Source organism: Arthrobacter sp. SLBN-112 (genome assembly GCF_006715225.1).
Taxonomy (GTDB): Bacteria; Actinomycetota; Actinomycetes; order Actinomycetales; family Micrococcaceae; genus Arthrobacter.
This window is the reverse complement of the sequence record NZ_VFMU01000001.1, coordinates 3763505-3781594: the sequence shown is the minus strand read 5'-3', so window position 1 is coordinate 3781594 and position 18090 is coordinate 3763505. Positions and strand designations below refer to the sequence as shown.

Annotated in this window: 16 protein-coding genes; 11 read left to right on the top strand and 5 right to left on the bottom strand. The window is 68.3% G+C overall.

Going from position 1 to position 18090, the window contains the following annotated elements:
- The first annotated feature begins 51 nt into the window (after window positions 1–51).
- From murI to rdgB, 4 genes are read left to right on the top strand one after another with little or no spacing between them, the layout of a single operon-like run.
- Window positions 52–1122, top strand: a complete 1071-nt coding sequence (gene murI / locus FBY33_RS17385; RefSeq protein ID WP_142031606.1) for a glutamate racemase — start codon at window positions 52–54, stop codon at window positions 1120–1122.
- A complete protein-coding gene (locus FBY33_RS17380) occupies window positions 1119–1916 on the top strand; it encodes an MBL fold metallo-hydrolase (RefSeq protein ID WP_142031605.1) in 798 nt (265 codons plus the stop codon). The genes murI and FBY33_RS17380 overlap by 4 nt, the downstream gene beginning before the upstream one ends.
- Window positions 1917–1943: 27 nt before the next feature.
- Complete coding sequence (gene rph, locus FBY33_RS17375; protein ID WP_056335156.1) at window positions 1944–2702, top strand: ribonuclease PH; 759 nt, start codon at window positions 1944–1946, stop codon at window positions 2700–2702.
- Window positions 2699–3358 carry an RdgB/HAM1 family non-canonical purine NTP pyrophosphatase gene (rdgB, locus tag FBY33_RS17370; protein WP_142031604.1) on the top strand — a complete coding sequence of 220 codons (660 nt, stop codon included), beginning with the start codon at window positions 2699–2701 and terminating at the stop codon, window positions 3356–3358. The genes rph and rdgB overlap by 4 nt, the downstream gene beginning before the upstream one ends.
- An 89-nt stretch (window positions 3359–3447) precedes the next feature.
- On the opposite strand, the gene FBY33_RS17365 is transcribed toward rdgB, so the two are convergent.
- Window positions 3448–4242 (bottom strand): VTT domain-containing protein, encoded by a 795-nt coding sequence (locus tag FBY33_RS17365; protein ID WP_142033006.1) that lies wholly within the window; start codon window positions 4240–4242, stop codon window positions 3448–3450.
- 82 nt (window positions 4243–4324) lie between these two features.
- On the opposite strand from FBY33_RS17365, the gene FBY33_RS17360 reads away from it, so the two are divergent.
- Both FBY33_RS17360 and FBY33_RS17355 read left to right on the top strand, forming a co-directional pair.
- Window positions 4325–5383, top strand: a complete 1059-nt coding sequence (locus FBY33_RS17360; RefSeq protein ID WP_142031603.1) for an exonuclease domain-containing protein — start codon at window positions 4325–4327, stop codon at window positions 5381–5383.
- An 81-nt stretch (window positions 5384–5464) separates the two neighbouring features.
- The gene (locus FBY33_RS17355; RefSeq protein WP_142031602.1) at window positions 5465–5944 is read left to right on the top strand and encodes a DUF4395 domain-containing protein; all 480 of its coding nucleotides are present in this window, start codon (window positions 5465–5467) and stop codon (window positions 5942–5944) included.
- On the opposite strand, the gene FBY33_RS17350 is transcribed toward FBY33_RS17355, so the two are convergent.
- Window positions 5925–7010: an ADP-ribosylglycohydrolase family protein gene (locus tag FBY33_RS17350; protein WP_142031601.1), complete on the bottom strand. Its 1086-nt coding sequence runs from the start codon at window positions 7008–7010 to the stop codon at window positions 5925–5927. The two genes, FBY33_RS17355 and FBY33_RS17350, sit on opposite strands and share 20 nt — an antisense overlap.
- Window positions 7011–7239: 229 nt before the next feature.
- Between FBY33_RS17350 and FBY33_RS17345 the strand changes: the two genes are divergently transcribed.
- From FBY33_RS17345 to FBY33_RS17330, 4 genes are all read left to right on the top strand, one after another.
- Window positions 7240–8172, top strand: a complete 933-nt coding sequence (locus tag FBY33_RS17345) for an MIP/aquaporin family protein (protein WP_142031600.1) — start codon at window positions 7240–7242, stop codon at window positions 8170–8172.
- A gap of 57 nt (window positions 8173–8229) precedes the next feature.
- Entirely contained in the window at window positions 8230–9408 is a 1179-nt protein-coding gene (locus FBY33_RS17340; RefSeq protein ID WP_142031599.1) for an exonuclease SbcCD subunit D, read from the top strand.
- Window positions 9405–12518, top strand: coding sequence for an AAA family ATPase (locus FBY33_RS17335; RefSeq protein WP_142031598.1), 3114 nt, complete (start codon window positions 9405–9407; stop codon window positions 12516–12518). Before FBY33_RS17340 ends, FBY33_RS17335 begins: the two co-directional genes overlap by 4 nt.
- An 82-nt stretch (window positions 12519–12600) precedes the next feature.
- A complete protein-coding gene (locus tag FBY33_RS17330) occupies window positions 12601–13938 on the top strand; it encodes an MFS transporter (RefSeq protein WP_142031597.1) in 1338 nt (445 codons plus the stop codon).
- Between the two features lie 36 nt (window positions 13939–13974).
- Here FBY33_RS17330 and FBY33_RS17325 read toward each other — a convergent pair whose 3' ends face one another.
- Window positions 13975–14706 (bottom strand): IclR family transcriptional regulator, encoded by a 732-nt coding sequence (locus FBY33_RS17325; RefSeq protein WP_142031596.1) that lies wholly within the window; start codon window positions 14704–14706, stop codon window positions 13975–13977.
- Window positions 14707–14959: 253 nt separating this feature from the next.
- On the opposite strand from FBY33_RS17325, the gene FBY33_RS17320 reads away from it, so the two are divergent.
- Window positions 14960–16294: an MFS transporter gene (locus FBY33_RS17320; RefSeq protein WP_142031595.1), complete on the top strand. Its 1335-nt coding sequence runs from the start codon at window positions 14960–14962 to the stop codon at window positions 16292–16294.
- Between the two features lie 73 nt (window positions 16295–16367).
- On the opposite strand, the gene FBY33_RS17315 is transcribed toward FBY33_RS17320, so the two are convergent.
- Window positions 16368–17015: a phosphoribosyltransferase gene (locus tag FBY33_RS17315; RefSeq protein ID WP_142031594.1), complete on the bottom strand. Its 648-nt coding sequence runs from the start codon at window positions 17013–17015 to the stop codon at window positions 16368–16370.
- Window positions 17016–17181: 166 nt separating this feature from the next.
- Window positions 17182–18009: an alpha/beta fold hydrolase gene (locus tag FBY33_RS17310; protein ID WP_142031593.1), complete on the bottom strand. Its 828-nt coding sequence runs from the start codon at window positions 18007–18009 to the stop codon at window positions 17182–17184.
- Window positions 18010–18090: the final 81 nt, after the last annotated feature.

Genomic DNA, 18090 nt, shown 5'->3' with positions numbered 1-18090 from the left:
GGGAGGCCGTCCGCTGTGACGCAGACGACATGAGTCGCAGGACACAAGATGATGGCTGACGCTTCCGGGAACACCTATCCTCGAATAATCATGACTACAGCCCCGAGCCTGGAACCACCGGCGGACGCGCAGGACACGGACCCCGACAGCGGGTTTCCGGACGCTGCCCCGGAAACCCGTCCCATCGGCGTCTTCGATTCCGGTGTCGGCGGGCTCACCGTGGCACGCTCCATCATCGACCAGCTGCCCAATGAGTCAATCCTCTACGTGGGGGACACCGCCCACGGGCCCTACGGGCCGCTGCCCATCGCAGAGGTGCGGGCCAACGCCCTGGGCGTCATGGACGAACTGGTGGACTCCGGCGTCAAGCTGCTCACCATCGCCTGCAACTCGGCGTCGGCCGCTGTCCTGCGGGACGCCCGGGAACGCTACACCGCCAAGTACGGCATCCCGGTCATCGAAGTCATCCAGCCCGCCGTGCGGCGCGCCGTTGCCGCCACGCGCAGCGGGCGGGTGGGCGTCATCGGCACGTCGGCCACCGTTGGTTCCCGCGCCTACGAGGACACCTTCGCCGCCGCGCCTGACCTGGAGATCACCTCCGTGGCGTGCCCTGAGTTCGTCAGCTACGTTGAGGCCGGAATCACCACGGGCCCGGCGCTGCTCGCCGTTGCGGAGGAATACCTTGCGCCCCTGAAGGCCGCCGGTGTGGACACCGTGGTCCTGGGCTGCACGCACTACCCGCTGCTGACGGGCGTGATCTCCTACGTCATGGGCGCGGACGTCACGCTGGTCTCCAGTGCCGAGGAAACCGCCAAGGACGTCTACCGGGCCCTGGCCACCCACAACCTGCAGAGAACTTCCCCAACCCCGCCCGAGCACCACTTCGTGGCCACCGGCGACGCCGGACAGTTCGAGGCGCTGGCCCGGCGCTTCCTGGGCCCCGAGGTGCTGTCCGTCCGCCACGTGGACCATGTGGCCGCGCAGTACCCCACGGGCAGCCTGGCGCGGATCACCCCGGAGATGATCGCCGCGGCGCAGAGCGCGCGGGACCGCCCCAGGATCTCCAACTTCGTGGGCGGCGGACTGGCCCGTGCCCGCCGAGCCGGAGGGCCCGCCCTGTGAAGCTCACCATTGTGGGATGCACGGGCTCGTTCCCCGGGCCCGGCTCCCCGGCGTCGTGCTACCTCCTGACCGCCACGGACGGTGAACGGACGTGGAAGGTGGTGATGGACCTCGGCAGCGGTGCGCTGGGAGCCATCCAGCGCTACACGGATCTTGAAGACATTGACGCGATCTTCCTCACGCACCTGCACCCGGACCACTGCATGGACCTGTGCGGGCTGCACGTGGCCATCCGCTGGAAGCCCGGCGGCTGGGACCGCGGCCGGATTCCCGTGTGGGGCCCCGCCGCCACAGCGGACAGGATGGCAACGGCTTACGGGCTGGACCTGGACCCCGGCATGCACGAGGAATTCGACTTCACCAACTGGACCGAACGCGAACCCGTGACCGTGGGGCCCTTCACCGTGACCCCCTTCGCCGTCAACCATCCCATCGAGGAGGCCTACGCCCTGCGGGTGGAGGTGGTGGAGCCCGGTAAGGACGGCACCCCGGTGTCCCGGGTCCTGACCTACTCCGGCGACACCGACTCGTGCGCCGGGCTTGAGGAAGCCGCCAAGGACGCAGACCTGTTCCTGTGCGAGGCAGCCTTCGAAGAGGGCCGTGACGCCGACATCAAGGATGTCCACCTGACCGGCAAACGGGCGGGGGAGGCTGCAGCGGCGGCCGGTGCACGGCGGCTCCTGCTGACGCATATCCCGGTATGGACCTCACAAACCACCGTCATGGCCGAAGCCCGTCCCGTGTTCCCAGGCGACGTGGCCGTTGCAGTGGCGGGCGTGCACTACACCATCTAGCTGCGCGGCACTCGATAAGCTGGGGGCATGACATCTGAAGCAACTGCAGTGCCCATTGTGCGTGCCGACGGCCGTGCCCCCGACCAGCTCCGGCCCATCAGCATCACCCGCGGATGGTCCAACCAGGCTGAGGGATCGGCACTGATCGAGTTCGGCAACACCAGGGTGCTGTGCACGGCCTCGCTGACCCCCGGTGTCCCGCGCTGGCTCAAGGGCGAGGGCCGCGGCTGGGTCACGGCGGAGTACGCCATGCTGCCGCGCGCCACCAACACCAGGTCCGACCGCGAATCCGTCAAGGGAAAGATCGGCGGCCGCACCCACGAGATTTCGCGCCTGATCGGTCGTTCGCTGCGCTCCATCATCGACACCAAGGCCCTGGGGGAGAACACCATCGTCCTGGACTGCGACGTCCTCCAGGCCGACGGCGGCACCCGCACCGCAGCCATCACCGGAGCCTACGTGGCACTCGCCGACGCGATCCGGTTTGCCCGGGACAACAAGCTGATTGCCCGCACCGCCGAGCCGCTGGTGGACACCATTGCCGCCGTGTCGGTGGGGATCATCGACGGCGTTCCCATGCTGGACCTGCCCTACGTGGAGGACGTCCGGGCCGAGACCGACATGAACGTGGTGGTTACCGGCTCCGGCAAGTTCGTGGAGGTGCAGGGCACCGCGGAGGGCGCTCCCTTCGACCGGGCGGAACTGGATCAGCTCCTCGACCTGGCCCTGCTGGGCACGGCCCAGCTCGCTGCCATCCAGCGTGAAACCCTCGCGGAATCCCTGTGAGCGGAACCCCTGCGGGCACCGCTCCACGGCTGGTTCTCGCCACGCACAACAAAGGCAAACTCCGCGAACTCCGTGAGCTGCTGCGCGGGCAGGTACCAGGGCTCGACGTCGACACCCAGGTGGTGGACGCCGCGGCGGCAGGTGCGCCGGACGTCGCCGAAACCGGCGTGACGTTCGCCGAGAACTCGCTGCTGAAGGCACGCGCCGTGGCCGGCGCCACCGGACTGGTGGCCATCGCCGACGATTCCGGGCTGGCCGTGGACGTCATGGGCGGGGCCCCGGGGATCTTCTCCGCCCGCTGGGCAGGACGCCACGGCGACGACGCCGCCAACCTGGACCTGCTGCTGAACCAGCTCTCCGACGTACCGGACGAGCACCGCGGCGCCGCGTTTGTCTGCGCTGCCGCACTGGCCATGCCGGCCGGCGCGGAAAGCCCGGGACTCGAAGTGGTGGAGTACGGGCAGCTGGAGGGCATCCTCCTGCGTGAACCCCGGGGGACAGGCGGGTTTGGTTATGATCCCGTGCTGCAGCCGGCCGGTGAGGACCGGAGCTGCGCCGAACTCTCCGCCGAGGAAAAGAATGCCATCAGCCACCGCGGCAAGGCCTTCCGGGCACTGCTGCCGTCGATTGTGGCAGCCCTGGAGGCAGACGGCTAGGAGCCCGCCGGCAAGGCAACCAGCGAAAAGAAGGTGCCCACCCCGGCGGGGTGGGCACCTTCTTTCGCAATGTGGAGGCGGGACGGCTGCTACTCCGGGCGGCCGCCGCGGATGTTGCGGGGGGTCTTCTGTTCCTCTTCCGGCTCGTGCTCTTCGATGAACTCATCGACGGGATCGGTGCCGTAGGCCTGCGCCTGGCGCTTGGCGGACAGGCCGCGCAGGACCTCGATGCCGATGGGAATCACCGAGACAAGCACGATGGCGATGAAGATGATGTCCAGGTTGTCCCGGACCCACGGAACCTTGTCGCCCAGCAGGTAGCCGAGCAGCGTCACGCCGCCGCCCCACAGCACCGCGCCGATGACGTTGTAGATGAAGAACTTCTTCCTGCTCATCTGCGCGACGCCAACGATGACGGGGACAAAGGTGCGGATGATGGGCACGAAACGGGCCAGGATCAGGGCCTTGCCGCCGTGCTTTTCAAAGAAGGCATGCGCATTTTCGACGTTTTCGCGCTTGAAGAGCCGGGAGTTTGGCTTGTTGAAGATGGCGGGGCCGGCCTTGGAACCAATGAGGTAGCCGGTCTGGTTGCCGATGATCGCCGAAACCACGATCAGCAGGGCCAAAAGCCAGATGTTGAATTTGATGGTGTCCGTGGCCACCAGCAGGCCCGCGGTGAACAGCATAGAGTCCCCGGGGAGGAAGAAGCCCACCAGCAACCCGGTTTCGGCGAAGACGATGCCGCACACCAGCAGGACCACCCAGGGAGCGAGCGCGGGATCGGCCAGGAAGACCTGGGGGTTCAGCCAATCGGGCAGGAAGGAAGCCATTTTCGGCTGCACCGGTCCCGCACCGCCCAGCATGGACACAGCGAGGTCGTTCATCACAGGAAAGTTCACCCCTCAAGGGTACTTGACGGGCCTGTGCCTTCCCGGCTGGGACGATTGCGGCGGTAAGGTAGGGGCCGTGGGTTTGGACTTTACGGCGATCGACTTCGAAACGGCCAACGGCTTCCGCGGCTCCCCGTGCTCCGTGGGACTGACCAAGGTGCGGGGCGGCAGGATCGTCGCAGAAGCCTCCTGGCTGATGCGCCCGCCGGCCGGTTATGACCATTTCGACCACCACAACGTCCGGATCCACGGCATCACCCCCGCGGACGTTGCCGGAACCCCCCGCTTCGGCGAGCTGTTCCCGGAAATTGGCGCCTTCATCGGTGATGACGTGCTGGCAGCGCACAACGCCGCCTTTGACCTGGGCGTGATCCGGTCTGCGCTGGAGGTGTCAGGCCTGCCCGGTCCCGCCTATGACTATGTCTGCACCGTCATGCTGTCGCGGCGCTGCTACTCGCTCGTCTCCAATTCCCTTCCCTTCGCCGCCGAGGAAGCGGGCGTGCCGCTGGTCAACCACCACGACGCTGCCGAGGATGCCCGGGCCTGCGCCGGGATCCTCATCGACATCGCCGTGCGCAACGGCGCCAACAGCATCGCCGAACTCTTCCTCTCCCTGGGGCTGGCCATGCCCCACCAGCAGGCCTTCGATCCCGCCTCCGGCGAGCTGTCAAAGGCAAGCCTGGCGGCCATGGCGGGTGCTTCCGGCAACGGTGCGGCACTGGTGCAGCGGTTCCAGTCCGGCTGGCCCGAGGAAGGGCCGAATCCGGAACCGAACCTGGACGCCGAGCCCGGCCATCCCCTGTACGCGCAGACGGTGGTATTCACCGGGCAGCTCTCCATCGGCCGCCCGGAAGCCAAGCTCCGCTCGGCAAGGTGCGGGGCCCGGACGGAGAGCCGGGTCACCGGACGTACCACGGTCCTGGTGGTGGGGGACGGGTTCGTAGCCTCGGACCTGCGTTCCGGCAGGCTCACCGGCAAGGCGCGCCGCGTCCTGGAGCTCCATGAGCGGGGACAGGCCATCGAAGTGCTGTCCGAGGGTGAGTTCCTGCAGATGGTGGGAGGCGGGGACGTCCCGCAGGCCGCGCACGCCGGTGCAGGGCAAGCGTGGGACGGCGCGGCGGCCGTCAGCGCCTGATCCGGCCGGTACTGGAGTGGCGCACTGTCATGCGGCGCAACACAGCTTGGCCGCGCTGCGGCAGGCTCCTACCCTTTCGTCATGGCCTCCCTCTTTACTTTCCCCAATCCCGTGAACGAGTATGCCGCCCGTGTCACGGCCGCCCTGGTGGTGCTGCTCGCCGCCGTCACCGCCGTGACAGGTTCCGGGCTCGGGCTGCTGGCCATCAGCATCGGGTTCTGGCTGCGGCTGCTCTTTGGTCCCAGGATTTCACCCCTGGCGTTGCTCTCGGTCAAGGTCATCACCCCGGCGCTGGGAAAGGTAAAGCTGGTGCCCGGGCCGCCCAAGCGCTTTGCCCAGGGGATCGGCGCTGCCGTATCCACCGCCGCCCTGCTGCTGTTCGCCGCAGGCGCAGCCCCCGCAGCCTGGGCGCTCCTGGGGATCCTGGTGGTCGCGGCGTCGCTGGAGGCGTTCGCCGGATTCTGCCTGGGGTGCACCATTTTCGGCTTCCTGCAGCGCCGCGGACTGATCCCTGAGGACGTCTGCGAGGCCTGCAACAACATCAGCCTTCGCCGGTCGTAACCTTCACCAACTGGTCGGCCATTCCGCGGACCACCTCCGGTGCCTCCAGGGCCCCGAGCCACTGCGCCGGCAGGCAGTCCTCCCCGTACAGGGCTCCCAGGATGTTTCCCGCCAGCGAACCGGTGGTGTCGCTGGGGCCGCCGTGGTTCACAGCCAGCGCCACAGCGGCCCGGAAATGCCGGGCCGGCTGCGCCTCTGCGCCGTCAGCCGGCAACGTGGCAAGGACTGCATAAAGCGCGACGGCGAGGGCCTCCCCGCCCGTCCAGCCTTCGCCGAGCACCTGGACAAGTTCCTCCGGGGCAACAATGGCTTTGTCGGCGAGGCGGAGGGCGGCCTCGAGCCGGTCAGGGAGTTCCGGTGCCACATCCGGGAGGGTGGCTGCGTGCGCGGTGACTGCGGCAGCGGCATCCCGGAGCGCCTCACCCGACACCAGCTTGTGGATCAGGAGGCTGAAGATGCCGGCACCCTGGCGGGCGGAAGGATGTCCGTGCGTGAGGGAGGCGGCGTCGGCACTCAACTTGTAGACGGCGTCGGGCGCAATGTGCGGAACCAGCCCGAACGGCGCCGAGCGCATCACTGTGCCGGCGCCTTTCGCTTCGGGGTTGACGGGCCGGATGGACGTACCCATCTCGCCGGTGGCCAGGCCTGTGATGCAGTCCTGGTCCGGATGCCGGCGCTGCCGGAGCACCTCGTTGCCGTCGATCCAGCGGGGCTGGGGTGCCGGCGCTGCCGGACCGGCGTCCTTGCCCTGGGTGGCCAGCCAGCGCAGGTACGCCAGCCAGAGGCAGGCGTTCACGTCCGCACCCACCCCCGAGTTGGCCCACTCCAACGCCTCCACGAGTCCGTCCACGGTGTACAGGGTCAGCTGTGTGTCGTCGGAAAAGGGCCAGGGGCCGGACAGGGCGTCAAACCCGGTCAGGCCCTCCGCTCCGAACCGCTGCCGGATTGCTTCGATGGAATCAGCCTCCACGGCGTAGCCCAGCGCGTCGCCGAGCGCCCCGCCCACCAGGGCGCCATGGATCCGGGACTTGAGGGTGGGCGCGGGAATGCCGTGATCTGTGCTCATGCAGCAAATTTACCGTCCCGATACCGGTTCCGGTGCGGCCCCTCGAGGCGTCCCTTCCCTCCCTGGCAAGGCGCCGCGGACAGCGGCCGTCCAGCAAACGCACAGCCTGGGCTGGAATACTTCACGGGTTGCCCCGCGCGCACCTGCCGGCCGGTGGAAGCACCGGAACCAGCAGCATCCGGACACCAGGCAACGCAAGCACCAGGCCAAAGGAAGCGAAGGTCCCATCATGAGCACCCCCGTCCCCGCCAGCGAGGCACTGCATCCCGCCATGGCGGCCGAGCGGACAGCCCTGCTGCCCCGCCTGGCGGCCGAGGCCTTCGGCAGTCTGTTCCTGGCCGTGGCCGGGCTGGGCGTGCCGCTCTTCAGCATTCCGCAGTCCAGCCCTGTGCCGGCCGCCCTTGCTGCCGGACTGGCCATCACCGCGGCAATGCTCGCGTTCGGACACATCTCCGGCGGCCATTTCAATCCGGCCATCACCCTGGGGCACCTCCTGGCCGGACGCATCCGGGCCGGCGCCGCCGCAGCATACGCCGCCGCGCAGATAGTGGGAGCCCTGGTGGGCGCGCTTGCCCTGTTCGGGATCCTGCGCACCCTGCCCGGGATTGCCGACAGCCGCACCGCCTTCGATACCGTGACCGCCGGTTTCGGCCAACACTCCATCATCCAGGCGCCGCTCGCCGCAGCCGTGCTCCTGGAACTGCTGGGGGCCGCGATCATCGTGGCTGTCTTCCTTGGCGCCGGCCGCCCCGGCGGCAGCCGCACCGCAGCGCCGGTTGCCGTCGGCCTTTCCTTCGCGGCCCTGCTGCAGCTGGGCCAGTCGGTGGGGAACCTGCCCTACAACCCGGCCCGCGCGCTCGCGTCCGCACTCTTCAGTTCCGGCTGGGCCGTGGAGCAGCTGTGGGTATTCCTGGTCGCGCCGCTGGCCGGCGCCGCCATCGCCGGGCTGGTGTTCCGCATCACCGGCCTTGATGTGTCCGCTGCTCCCGTTAGGGATGGCGGGGACATCGACGCATCCGACGGCGAGGTTGACGACGACGCCGATAACGGGGGCCTGGAAAGTGACGGAGCGGACGGTGTCGTTCCCGCAGCGGCCGTCGGCCGGGAAAAGGCAGGCGGCGCGAGTGAAGCCCAGGAATTCTTCGAAGGCAAACGGTCCTGACCGGCGCCGGCCGCGGCGGTTTCTTTGAGTGTCAGTGGTTGCCGATAGCTTAGGGATATGCGGTTACTTCACACCTCGGACTGGCACCTGGGCCGTTCCTTCCACGGCGTTGGCATGCTGGACGCCCAGCGCGCTTTCGTTGACCAACTGGTCGCTGCGGTCCAGCGGGACGGCGTGGACGTTGTCCTGATCGCCGGCGACGTCTATGACCGGGCGCTGCCGGGCGTGGACGTGGTCCACCTGCTCGACGACGCACTGGTCCGCCTGACTTCCGCGGGCGCCAAAGTGGTGCTCACCAGCGGGAACCATGACTCCGCCATCCGCCTGGGTTTCGCCTCCCGCCTGCTCGAACGCGGTGGAGTGCACCTGCGCACCAGGGTGGAGGACCTCGCCGCCCCGCTGCTCCTGCCGCTGGGCACGGATGATGCGGGAAAGGAAGCCGTCCTGGCGCTTTACGGCATCCCCTGGCTTGAGCCCAGGCTGGTTGCCGAACAGTTGGGTGCTGAAACGGCGAGCCACTTCGAGGTCACCCGGGCAGCCACCGGCCTGATCCGCGAGGACATTGCCTGGCGCGCGGCTTCCGCCACCATCCACTCGGTGGTCCTGGCCCACACCTTCGCCAGCGGCGGCATCAGTTCGGACAGCGAACGGGACCTCAGTATCGGCGGCGTGGGCGCGGTGCCGCTGGACCTGTTCGATGGTTTCAGCTACACCGCACTGGGCCACCTGCACGGGCGGCAGCAGCTGTCCGGTTCCGTCCGGTATTCCGGTTCACCTTTGGCCTATTCCTTCTCTGAGGCCACCCACCAAAAGGGTGCCTGGCTGGTGGATATTGGTCCGGAGGGTGTCACGTCCGTTACGGAGGTCCTGTGGGAGGCCCCGCGTCCCCTGGCAGTGCTGCGCGGAACCCTGGAGGACCTCCTGGCGGACCCCGGCCACGCATGGGCTGAAACTGCCTATTGCCAAATCACATTGACCGATCCCCAGCGTCCCGCCCGTGCCATGGAACGGCTCCGCGCCAGGTTTCCGGACACCCTGGTCCTGGCTTTCGACCCGCAGGGTGCGGCTGCCACGTCCCGGACCAGCTACAGCAGCAGGCTTGCCGGCGCGCCGGACGACCTCGCCCTGTGCTGCGGATTCCTGGAACACGTGCGGGGACGCAGCGCGGACCGGGCAGAAAAGAACGCGCTCGCCGGCGCGTTGGAGAACGTCAGGCTGCTGGAGGCGTCACGGTGAGGATCCACCACCTGCGCATTTGCGGCTTCGGTCCCTTCGCCGGGACCGAGAACATCGACTTTGACCGCCTCGGCGCCCACGGCCTGTTCCTGCTAAACGGGCCCACCGGTGCCGGTAAGACCAGCGTGCTGGATGCCATCTGCTTTGCCCTGTACGGTTCCGTCCCCGGAGCCCGCCAGGACGGCAAGCGGTTGCGCAGCGACCACGCGGAACCTGCGCAGGAACCTGCCGTGACGTGCGAATTCTCGTCCCAGGGCCGCCGTTTCGAGGTGACCCGCTCCCCGGCGTGGGACAAGCCCAGCGCGCGGGGCAAAAACGGCTTTACGGTCCAGCAGGCCAAGACGCTGCTCCGTGAGCGCGTGGACGGCGATTGGGTGGAAAAGTCGGCCCGCAACGACGAAGCGGGCGCGGAAATCACGGCCCTGCTGGGCATGGACCGCGAGCAGTTCACCCGGGTGGTAATGCTGCCGCAGGGTGATTTCGCGGCCTTCCTCCGCTCCAAGGCTGCCGACCGCCTGGACCTGCTGCAGAAGCTTTTTGGCACCCAGCGCTTCGAAGCGGTGGAGCAGGAATTGTCGCGGCAGGCCGCCGCTGCCCGGGAGGACGTGGCCACGCTCTCCGGGCAGCTCGCCCTTCTCGCCTCGCGTGCCGCCACCGAGGCCGCTCCGCTCCAGCTTCCGGACGCCGGGGCTCCGCCGGAGGACGACATTCCCGCCCGCCTTGACTGGCTCAAGGCTTCCGTTGCCGGCCGGCTGACGGAACTCACCGGGCATGCCGCCGCTGCTGCGGCCGTCAGCCAGGACCGACGCAGCGCTGTGGACCGGGAAGCCGCGCGGCATGAGCGGCACCGGAAACTGCAGGCGGCCACGGCACGGCGAAACGCCGTGGAGGAAGGCGCCGCACGCCAGGAAGAGCTCTCCAGCCGCCTCGCCCGGCACCGCCAGGCCGAGGTCCTCCAGGGGCAACTGCAGGCCGTGGATGCGGCCGCTGCCAAGGTCCGCAGCGCGGCTGCCGCTGCCGAATCTGCCATGACGTTGCTCCGCATGGCAGCCGGGGACGACGGCGAGCTGGCCCAGCTGCGCCTGGAAACACGTGGATGGGAAACAGGTGGCCCGGATCCGGCCGGCCCGGATACACCAGACCCGGAAACGGGGGCCACCCGTGGAAGCCTCTCCGGGGCAGCGGACGAACTTAGCCGCCTGCGGTCACTGCTGGCCGTCGTCGAAGCGCGGCTGCCGGACGAGGACAGGCTCCAGGACCTTCAGGCCCGGCACCGCACCCTGGCCGGCCGGGAGGAAGAGCTCCGGCTGGCCATCGGAACCCTGGGCAGGCGGGCGGACGAGCTGCAGGAGCAGCGGGCAACGCTGGCCGAGGGCATGGACCAGCTGGAATCCCGTTCCATCGAGGCGGCCCTGCGCCGGAAGGAAGCTGCAGCGGCTGCCGAGCTGCTGGACGTCGTCCGGAGGTATGAAAAAGCTGTCCGGCGCAGGGACCTGGCCAGGATCCGCCACGACGATTCGCGGGAGATACTGCTGGAGGCCAAACGCCAGTGGCTGGACCTGCGGGAGATGCGTCTGGCCAACGCGGCATCGGAGTTGGCTGCCAAGCTGGTGGGCGGGGAGCCCTGTCCCGTCTGCGGAAGCGGGAAGCATCCCCGTCCTGCAGACGGTGGCAATGCGGGCCGGGGCCTTGCGCAGGCCGAGGAGGAGGCCCACGGCGCCTACGAGGCCGCAGAGGCAGCTCACGCCCTGGTTGCCGCTGATCTTGCCGAGGCGGAGCAGGCAGTGGCCGTCCTTGCCGGCCAGGGCGGGACCACTCCGGTGGAGGAGGCACGTTCCGGTGCCGATGCCGCACTGGCTGCTGCGGCTGATGCAGAGCAGGCCGCGGACGAGCTGCAGGACAGGCGGCAACGGTTGGAAGCGCTGGACGCCAACATCGGGCAGGCGCTTGCCACGCTGTCTGAAACGGAGGCAGAGCTGTCGCAGACCGCCGTGTCCCTTGCCGACGTGGCGGAACAGGCCGCAGCGCTGGACAAGGCGCTCGCCGGCCTGCGGGGCCACCACCGCAGCCTGAACCGTCGGCTGCGCGCGCTCGAGGAGGCCGTGGCGGTCCTGGACAAGGCCGTTGAAGCGCAGGTGCGGCTGGATGCGGCGCGCCTTCGGTCCGCCGAAGTGCAGGAACATTTGGAGCTGGCACTGCCGGCTGCGGGCTTTGCCACGGCCAGCGATGTCCGCGGCCAGCTCCTCGGAGCGGCTGAAGCGGCAGCCCTGGAGGCTGCCATCCGTGCAGCCCAGGATGAAGCGGCGCGCGTGGCCGGACTGTTCGAGTCCGAGGACATCGTGCTCGCCCTGGCAGAGGCCGCGGACGGCTTCCTGGCGGACGAGGAACAGCTGGCAGCGCTGCGCCTTGAGGCCGCTGCTGCCCAGAACGCCGCGCGGGAAGCGGACCTGGCCGCCGGCCTCGCAACACACTGCCTGGAATCCCTGGAATCCATCACCGCCGAATACCATGACCTGGTCCGTTCGTCCCGGGAGCCGGCAGAGCGGGCACAAATGCTGGCCGGATTGGCTGACGCGGCGGCCGGCCGGGGCGAAAACACGTACCGGATGAGCCTGAACAGCTATGTCCTGGCCGCCCGGCTGGAACAGGTGGCCCTCGCCGCGTCGGAGCGCCTGGTGGCCATGAGTGACGGCCGCTACCTGCTTCAGCACACCGACGCCAAGGCGGCCCGCGGCGCCAAGTCGGGGCTGGGCCTTGAAGTGGTGGACCAGTGGACGGGATTCCGGCGGGACACCGCCACCCTGTCCGGGGGTGAGTCCTTCATGGCATCGCTCTCGTTGGCCTTGGGGCTCGCGGACGTGGTCCAGCAGGAGGCCGGAGGGGTGGAAATCGAGACCCTGTTCGTGGATGAGGGCTTCGGAAGCCTGGACGAACAATCCCTGGAGCAGGTCATGGATGCCATTGAAGGGCTCCGCGACGGCGGCAGGGTGGTGGGTCTGGTCAGCCATGTTGCGGAGATGAAACAGCGCATCGGTACCCAGTTGCAGGTGCTCAAGAGCCGGAACGGCTCCACGCTGCGGATCTCCGAAAGCCTGGACGCCCTCCTCTGACCCGGCCGATATAATGGAGCCCGTTACCGGGTTGCGCGCATCGGGAGGAGGGACGATGCGCACCTACTGAACGAGCCCGGAATTGACACCTCAAACTACTCCTTCAACCACCCGCAACACTCCTTCCCCCGCCGTCACAGGGCGGGAAGGCGCTGGCCCGGCCCCGGCGGAACGGGCAGCAAGGGGACGGTTCTCCCGGCTGCCGCAGCTTGCCGGCAGAAGCTTCATCCCGCTTGGACTCTTTGCGCGGCTTCCCCTGGCCATGCTGGCCATGGGCACCCTTACCCTGGTCACCTCGGTGAGCGGCTCGTTTGCCGCCGGTGGCGCTGCAGCGGGAGCCGTGGGCATTGGCTCTGCACTGGGAGCTCCGGTGCTTGGATCCCTGGCAGACAGGCGGGGGCAGCGCCCCGTCCTGCTGCTGTCGGCGGTGCTCAACACCGTGGCAGTACTGGCCCTGGTCCTCGCCGCAAACGCCACCGGGGCGGGGGATTTCCCGCCGGCCGTCCTGGCGGCTGCCTTTGCTGCCGGAGCCACCTGCCCCCAAGTGGGCCCCCTGGCCCGGGTCAGATGGATGGCGTTGACAACGGACACCACAGGCCCCTCGGCACCGCCTGCCGGCGCTGCCCGTGACTTGGATACCGCCCTTTCCTACGAGAGCACGGCCGACGAAGTGACATTTGTCCTTGGACCGGCCCTGGTGGGCATCCTGGCCAGCCTCGTGGCGCCCTGGCTTCCGCTGGCATTGGCGGCGGCCATGACCATTACGCTTGTCCCTGCCTTCGCAATCCACCCCACGCATCACGCCGTGCCTGCCACTCGGCGCCGGGGCGGCAGGAAGGGCAAGGGTGCTGCACCTGCCGCCAAGCTGCCCTGGGCAGTGGCCCTGCCTGTTGTTGCCATGGTCTGCATGGGGACTTTCTTTGGTTCCACCCAGGCCGCCCTCAGCGCCTTCTCCGCCCGGCTCGCCGGCGCCGAAATAGCCGGCCTGCTGTATGCCGTCATGGGCCTCAGTTCCGCAGCGGCGGCGCTCTCGGTTGCCTACTGGCCGCGGCGTGCCGGCCTGGCACTGCGCTGGGTGCTTTGCGCGGTCCTGATGGCGGGGCTTGCGGTCCTGCTGCTGCTGCCGGCATCACTGCCCTCGATGGCGGCGGTCCTGCTGGCTCTCGGGCTACCGGTGGGTCCGGTCATGGTCACCGTCTTCGCGGTGGGCGGAAAGCTGGCTCCGGCCGGCCGGCTTGGCACGGTCATGACCGGACTGGCCAGCGGCATTGTCGCCGGAACGGCCATCGGTTCCTCTGTCGGCGGACAGCTGGCCCAGCATCACGGGTCCTCGGCCGCGTTCCTTGTCCCGGTCTGCGCTGCGGCGGCGCTGGCGCTGCTTGGTGCGGGAGCCGCCGTCATCATCCACCGGCGGGGCTGACAGGCCACCTCCCCGGCCCGCCGGCCTCCTTCGCTGTCAGGCCAGTTGCCGCTCTATCCTGGCCGCGCTTTCGGCGATGGCCGCCCCCACCGCTTCGGGATCATGGGCGGAACGGATATAGACGACGGCGAGTGCTGCCGGACGCCCACCAGGCACCCGGACAGGGGCTGCCAGTGAGGAGACCCCGGCGATGACCTCATCGTGGCTGGCCGAGTAGCCCTTCCGCCGCGCTTCCGCCGCCTCCGGCCGGTATGGGATGCCCGTTTCCAACCGGTCCCACTCCGCCTCGGAAAGGGCGGACTGGATGGCGATGCCGGGCGCGCCGGCGTTAATGGGGTGCCGCGTACCTGGGTGCTGGGCCACGGTGGCCCCCGAATGCCGGGGCTCAACCGTGACCAGGGTAATGCAGTCATGGTGGTCCCACACCGCCACGAACGCCGTCATGTCCAACGAGTTTGCCAGCTGGGTGAGCTCCGGCAGGGCGGCGCTCTGCAGGTTGCGTGACACGCCGCGTGCCAGGACTGCCAGGCCGGGGCCGGGCTGGACGCGTCCGGCGTCATCACGCACCAGGAGGGAATGGTCTTCCAGGGTACGCAGGATCCGGTAGGCCACCGACCGGTGGACGCCCATCGCGTCGGCCAGTTCAGCGATGGTCAGCGGACCCGGGGCAGCGGCCAGGATCTCAAGGGCGCGGATGCCGCGCGAAAGGGTCTGGGACGGCGAAGCCTGCGGCGCCACCGTCCGGGCTGCGGCTGCTGGAGGTGTCATGAAATCCATCCTAGGTGGCAACGCACAGCATGCCGTGACTCTTGTCTCATCAGCTAGTGCGAGGTATTGTCCTCTATACGAACTGAGCGTTCGAATATAGAACATCTAGTTCTTCTGAAATACCGGGTAGAAATTTCCCCACCCCGTGTCCCGCATCACAAATCCGTAGTACTCTACTAACTAACTGACCGTTCTGTCGGTAATTCTGAAGGCGTCCGGGCGGCACTGCTGCCCAATGAACAATGGAGTTTCAATGACCACACCTTCCAAGGTGGATACCCCCGCCGGTCCCAGCAGCCGGCGGGAGGAACGCAAGGTCCTCGCCGGCACCCTCGTCGGAACCACCATCGAGTGGTACGACTTCTTCATCTTTGCCCAGCTGACCGCAACGCTGTTGTCACCGCTGTTCCTGGCGCCGCTGAACGATTCCAACCCGGGCCTGGCGCAGATCCTCTCCTTTGCCCTCATCGGCATCAGCTTCCTGTTCCGCCCCCTTGGCGCCGTCATCGCCGGCCATCTGGGCGACCGCCTGGGACGGAAGGCGATGCTGGTCTTCACCCTGGTCATGATGGGCGCCGCGACAGCCCTGATCGGCATGCTCCCCACGTATGCGCAGATCGGCGCGTGGGCTCCCGTGCTCCTGATCCTGCTGCGCGTCATCCAGGGCTTCTCAGCCGGCGGTGAATGGGGCGGTGCCGCCCTGATGGCCGTGGAGCATGCGCCGATCGGCCGCCGTGGCCTGTTCGGTGCCTACCCGCAGATCGGCGTACCCGTGGGCATGATCCTGGCCACCGGGCTGCTGTTCTTCCTGAATACCAGCATGTCCAAGGAAGACTTCGCCGCCTGGGGCTGGCGGGTGCCGTTCCTGCTGTCCATCGTCCTGATCGTGGTGGGCTACCTGATCCGCCGCGCAGTGGCCGAGAGCCCGGTCTTCCAGGAGATGGCCCTGCGGAAGAAGGAAAGCAAGGCGCCGCTGGGCGAGCTGATCCGGAACCACAAGCTGCCCGTCCTGTACTCCACCATGATCTTCATCGGCAACAATGCCGCAGGCTACCTGCTGATCGCATTCTTCATCTCCTACGCGACCAAGACCCTAAAGATGCCCACCCCCCAGATCCTCCTGGCCACCACGCTGGCGTCCTTTGGCTGGCTGATCTTCACCCTGGTGGGTGGCTGGCTCTCGGACCGGATCGGGCGCGTGAAGACCTTCCTGACCGGCTACGCCATCGTCTTCGCCTGGATGATTCCGATGTTCGCGCTCATCGACACCAAGAACATCCTGCTTTACGGTGTTGCACTGTTCGTCCTGACCATTGGCCTGGGCCTGTCCTACGGACCCATGTCCGCCATGTATGCCGAAATGTTCCCTGCAGAAGTCCGCTACTCGGGCATCTCCATCGGATACGCCTTTGGTGCCATCCTGGGCGGGGCCTTCGCCGCCACCATTGCTGAGACCCTGCTGCAGTCGACCAAGTGGACCGGTTCCATCGGCATCTACATCATGGTCCTCTGCGTGATTTCGGCGGTGGGCGTTGTCCTGGCCAAGGAAACCAAGGGCCGCCCGCTCGGAGTCAGCAGCAACCACTGACCATCAGCCCGCAGGACGCAAGCACAGCAGGCCCGGACCGCAAGGTCCGGGCCTGCCGTTGTTGACGGATCCCTTAGCGCGCCAGCAGCCTGACCGCGTCGTCGTCGCCCAGTTGCCCGAAATGCCGGTAGTAGCTCCCCACGGCCCGGAACTTGCCAGGCAGGTGCAGGCACACCACGGCATCGCACACCCGCTCCAGCGAGGCTTCGGCGTCGATCGATCCGACGGGCGCTGCCGCCACCACGGCAGCCGCGCCGCCTTCCCGCACGGCCTCGACGGCGGCACGCATCGTGGCTCCCGTGGCCAGTCCGTCATCCACCAAGAGAACCGTCCTGCCCGCCACGTCGGTGTTGCTTCCCGGGTACAGCTCCACCCGGCGGAGCAGTTCCTCCCGTTCGCGCTTCTCAACATCGTCCAGTAATTCCTGCTGCACGCCGTGTTCAAGGACGCGCTCCAGCAGGGGCTTGTTGAGCAAGCGGACGGTCCGCCCGTGCGCCCAGGCCAGCGCTCCGTAGGCAGTTTCGTCGTGCCCCGGGATCCCCAGCTTCCGCACCAGGACGGTGCCCAGGGGCAGGTGGAGGACTTTGGCTGCCGCCGCGGCGACGGGGATGCCCCCGCGTGCCAGGCCCAGGACCACGGTGTCCGGACGTTCCCGGAAGCGGCCAAGCGCAGCCGCCAGGTGTTGGCCGGCGTCGGTGCGGTCTTCGAAGCGCGTCCCCATGTACCCCTCCCGGCAACTGTGGCCTGACTGCCCCCAGCGTACTGCCGGCTGCCCCGCCCGTTGGCGGCAGCGGCCGGCGTTTTTTGCGGAGCCCCCGACGGATGGCGCCCGGAGGGGGGCCTGAACCGGCCCAGGCTGGACGGATGATGCCTGGCCGGACCGGCGCCTAAACGGCCAGGAATGAGATGGCGGCCTGTTTGAAGGCCCTGCTGGTGATGGCGTTGGTGTGGTTCCGGCCCGGGAGGACCAGCTGTTCGGACATGGAACCGGCGCCCCGGGCCAGTTCGGCGAGCTTGGGCAGGATGCCGGCGCGCTCGTCCTTGTCCCCGGCTACCAGCAGCATGGGAACGTGCGGGACTGCTTCAGCGGGGTCGTAGGGCTCTGCCTTGATGGCTTCCACCAGGGACAGCAGCGCGAAAATGTTGTTGCTCGGCAGCAGCAATGCCATCTTCAGGAGCTGGGCGGTCGATTCGTCCTGGATCGGCGTGCCGTCCGCCAGGTAATCCTGGGCAGCCCGGAGGTCGAACGCGGCCAAAGGATCGGAATCGTTGGGCCCGCCAAGCACCAGCCGGTGCACCAGTTCGGGCTGGGTTGCGGCGAACTCCCAGGCGAGCCGCGATCCCAGCGAGTAGCCCACCACGTCCAGCCCGCTGGAAGGATCGCCTTCCTGCAGGGGGCGTACGCCGGCGTCGAACGCTGCCTGGAGCAGGTCCGCCCTGATCCTGCTGGGGGAATAGGAGTCGCGGTCCTCCGGCGCACCGCTGCGGCCATGGCCGGGAAGGTCCACGGTGATGATCCGGCGGCCGGCGTCAAGCAGGGCCGACACCCAGCCGGTGTCCTCCCAGTTGAGCTTGGACGAGGAGGAAAAGCCGTGCAGCAGCAGGACAGGCCGCAGGCCGGCATCGGTTGCGGGGTCATGGACTGCCACGAACAGCTGGGGATCGGTCCCTTCAACGGTATGGGCGTGCTGCTGTCCGGTGTGCCTGCCGCTCATGGTGTCAGTTCCCCAATCAGGTTCGGCGCCTGGGCGGGCCCGGCGCGTCGGTGCGTCTTCCTTGGAAAGGTACGCACCACT

Excerpts from the sequence above, each read along its gene's own strand:
- FBY33_RS17320 (WP_142031595.1), top strand. The coding sequence starts at position 14,960 with ATGACCACACCTTCCAAGGTGGATACCCCCGCCGGTCCCAGCAGCCGG.
- FBY33_RS17345 (WP_142031600.1), top strand. The coding sequence starts at position 7,240 with ATGAGCACCCCCGTCCCCGCCAGCGAGGCACTGCATCCCGCCATGGCG.
- FBY33_RS17340 (WP_142031599.1), top strand. The coding sequence starts at position 8,230 with ATGCGGTTACTTCACACCTCGGACTGGCACCTGGGCCGTTCCTTCCAC.
- FBY33_RS17325 (WP_142031596.1), bottom strand. The coding sequence starts at position 14,706 with ATGACACCTCCAGCAGCCGCAGCCCGGACGGTGGCGCCGCAGGCTTCG.
- FBY33_RS17315 (WP_142031594.1), bottom strand. The coding sequence starts at position 17,015 with ATGGGGACGCGCTTCGAAGACCGCACCGACGCCGGCCAACACCTGGCG.
- rph (WP_056335156.1), top strand. The coding sequence starts at position 1,944 with ATGACATCTGAAGCAACTGCAGTGCCCATTGTGCGTGCCGACGGCCGT.
- murI (WP_142031606.1), top strand. The coding sequence starts at position 52 with ATGGCTGACGCTTCCGGGAACACCTATCCTCGAATAATCATGACTACA.
- FBY33_RS17355 (WP_142031602.1), top strand. The coding sequence starts at position 5,465 with ATGGCCTCCCTCTTTACTTTCCCCAATCCCGTGAACGAGTATGCCGCC.
- FBY33_RS17365 (WP_142033006.1), bottom strand. The coding sequence starts at position 4,242 with ATGAACGACCTCGCTGTGTCCATGCTGGGCGGTGCGGGACCGGTGCAG.
- FBY33_RS17310 (WP_142031593.1), bottom strand. The coding sequence starts at position 18,009 with ATGAGCGGCAGGCACACCGGACAGCAGCACGCCCATACCGTTGAAGGG.
- FBY33_RS17350 (WP_142031601.1), bottom strand. The coding sequence starts at position 7,010 with ATGAGCACAGATCACGGCATTCCCGCGCCCACCCTCAAGTCCCGGATC.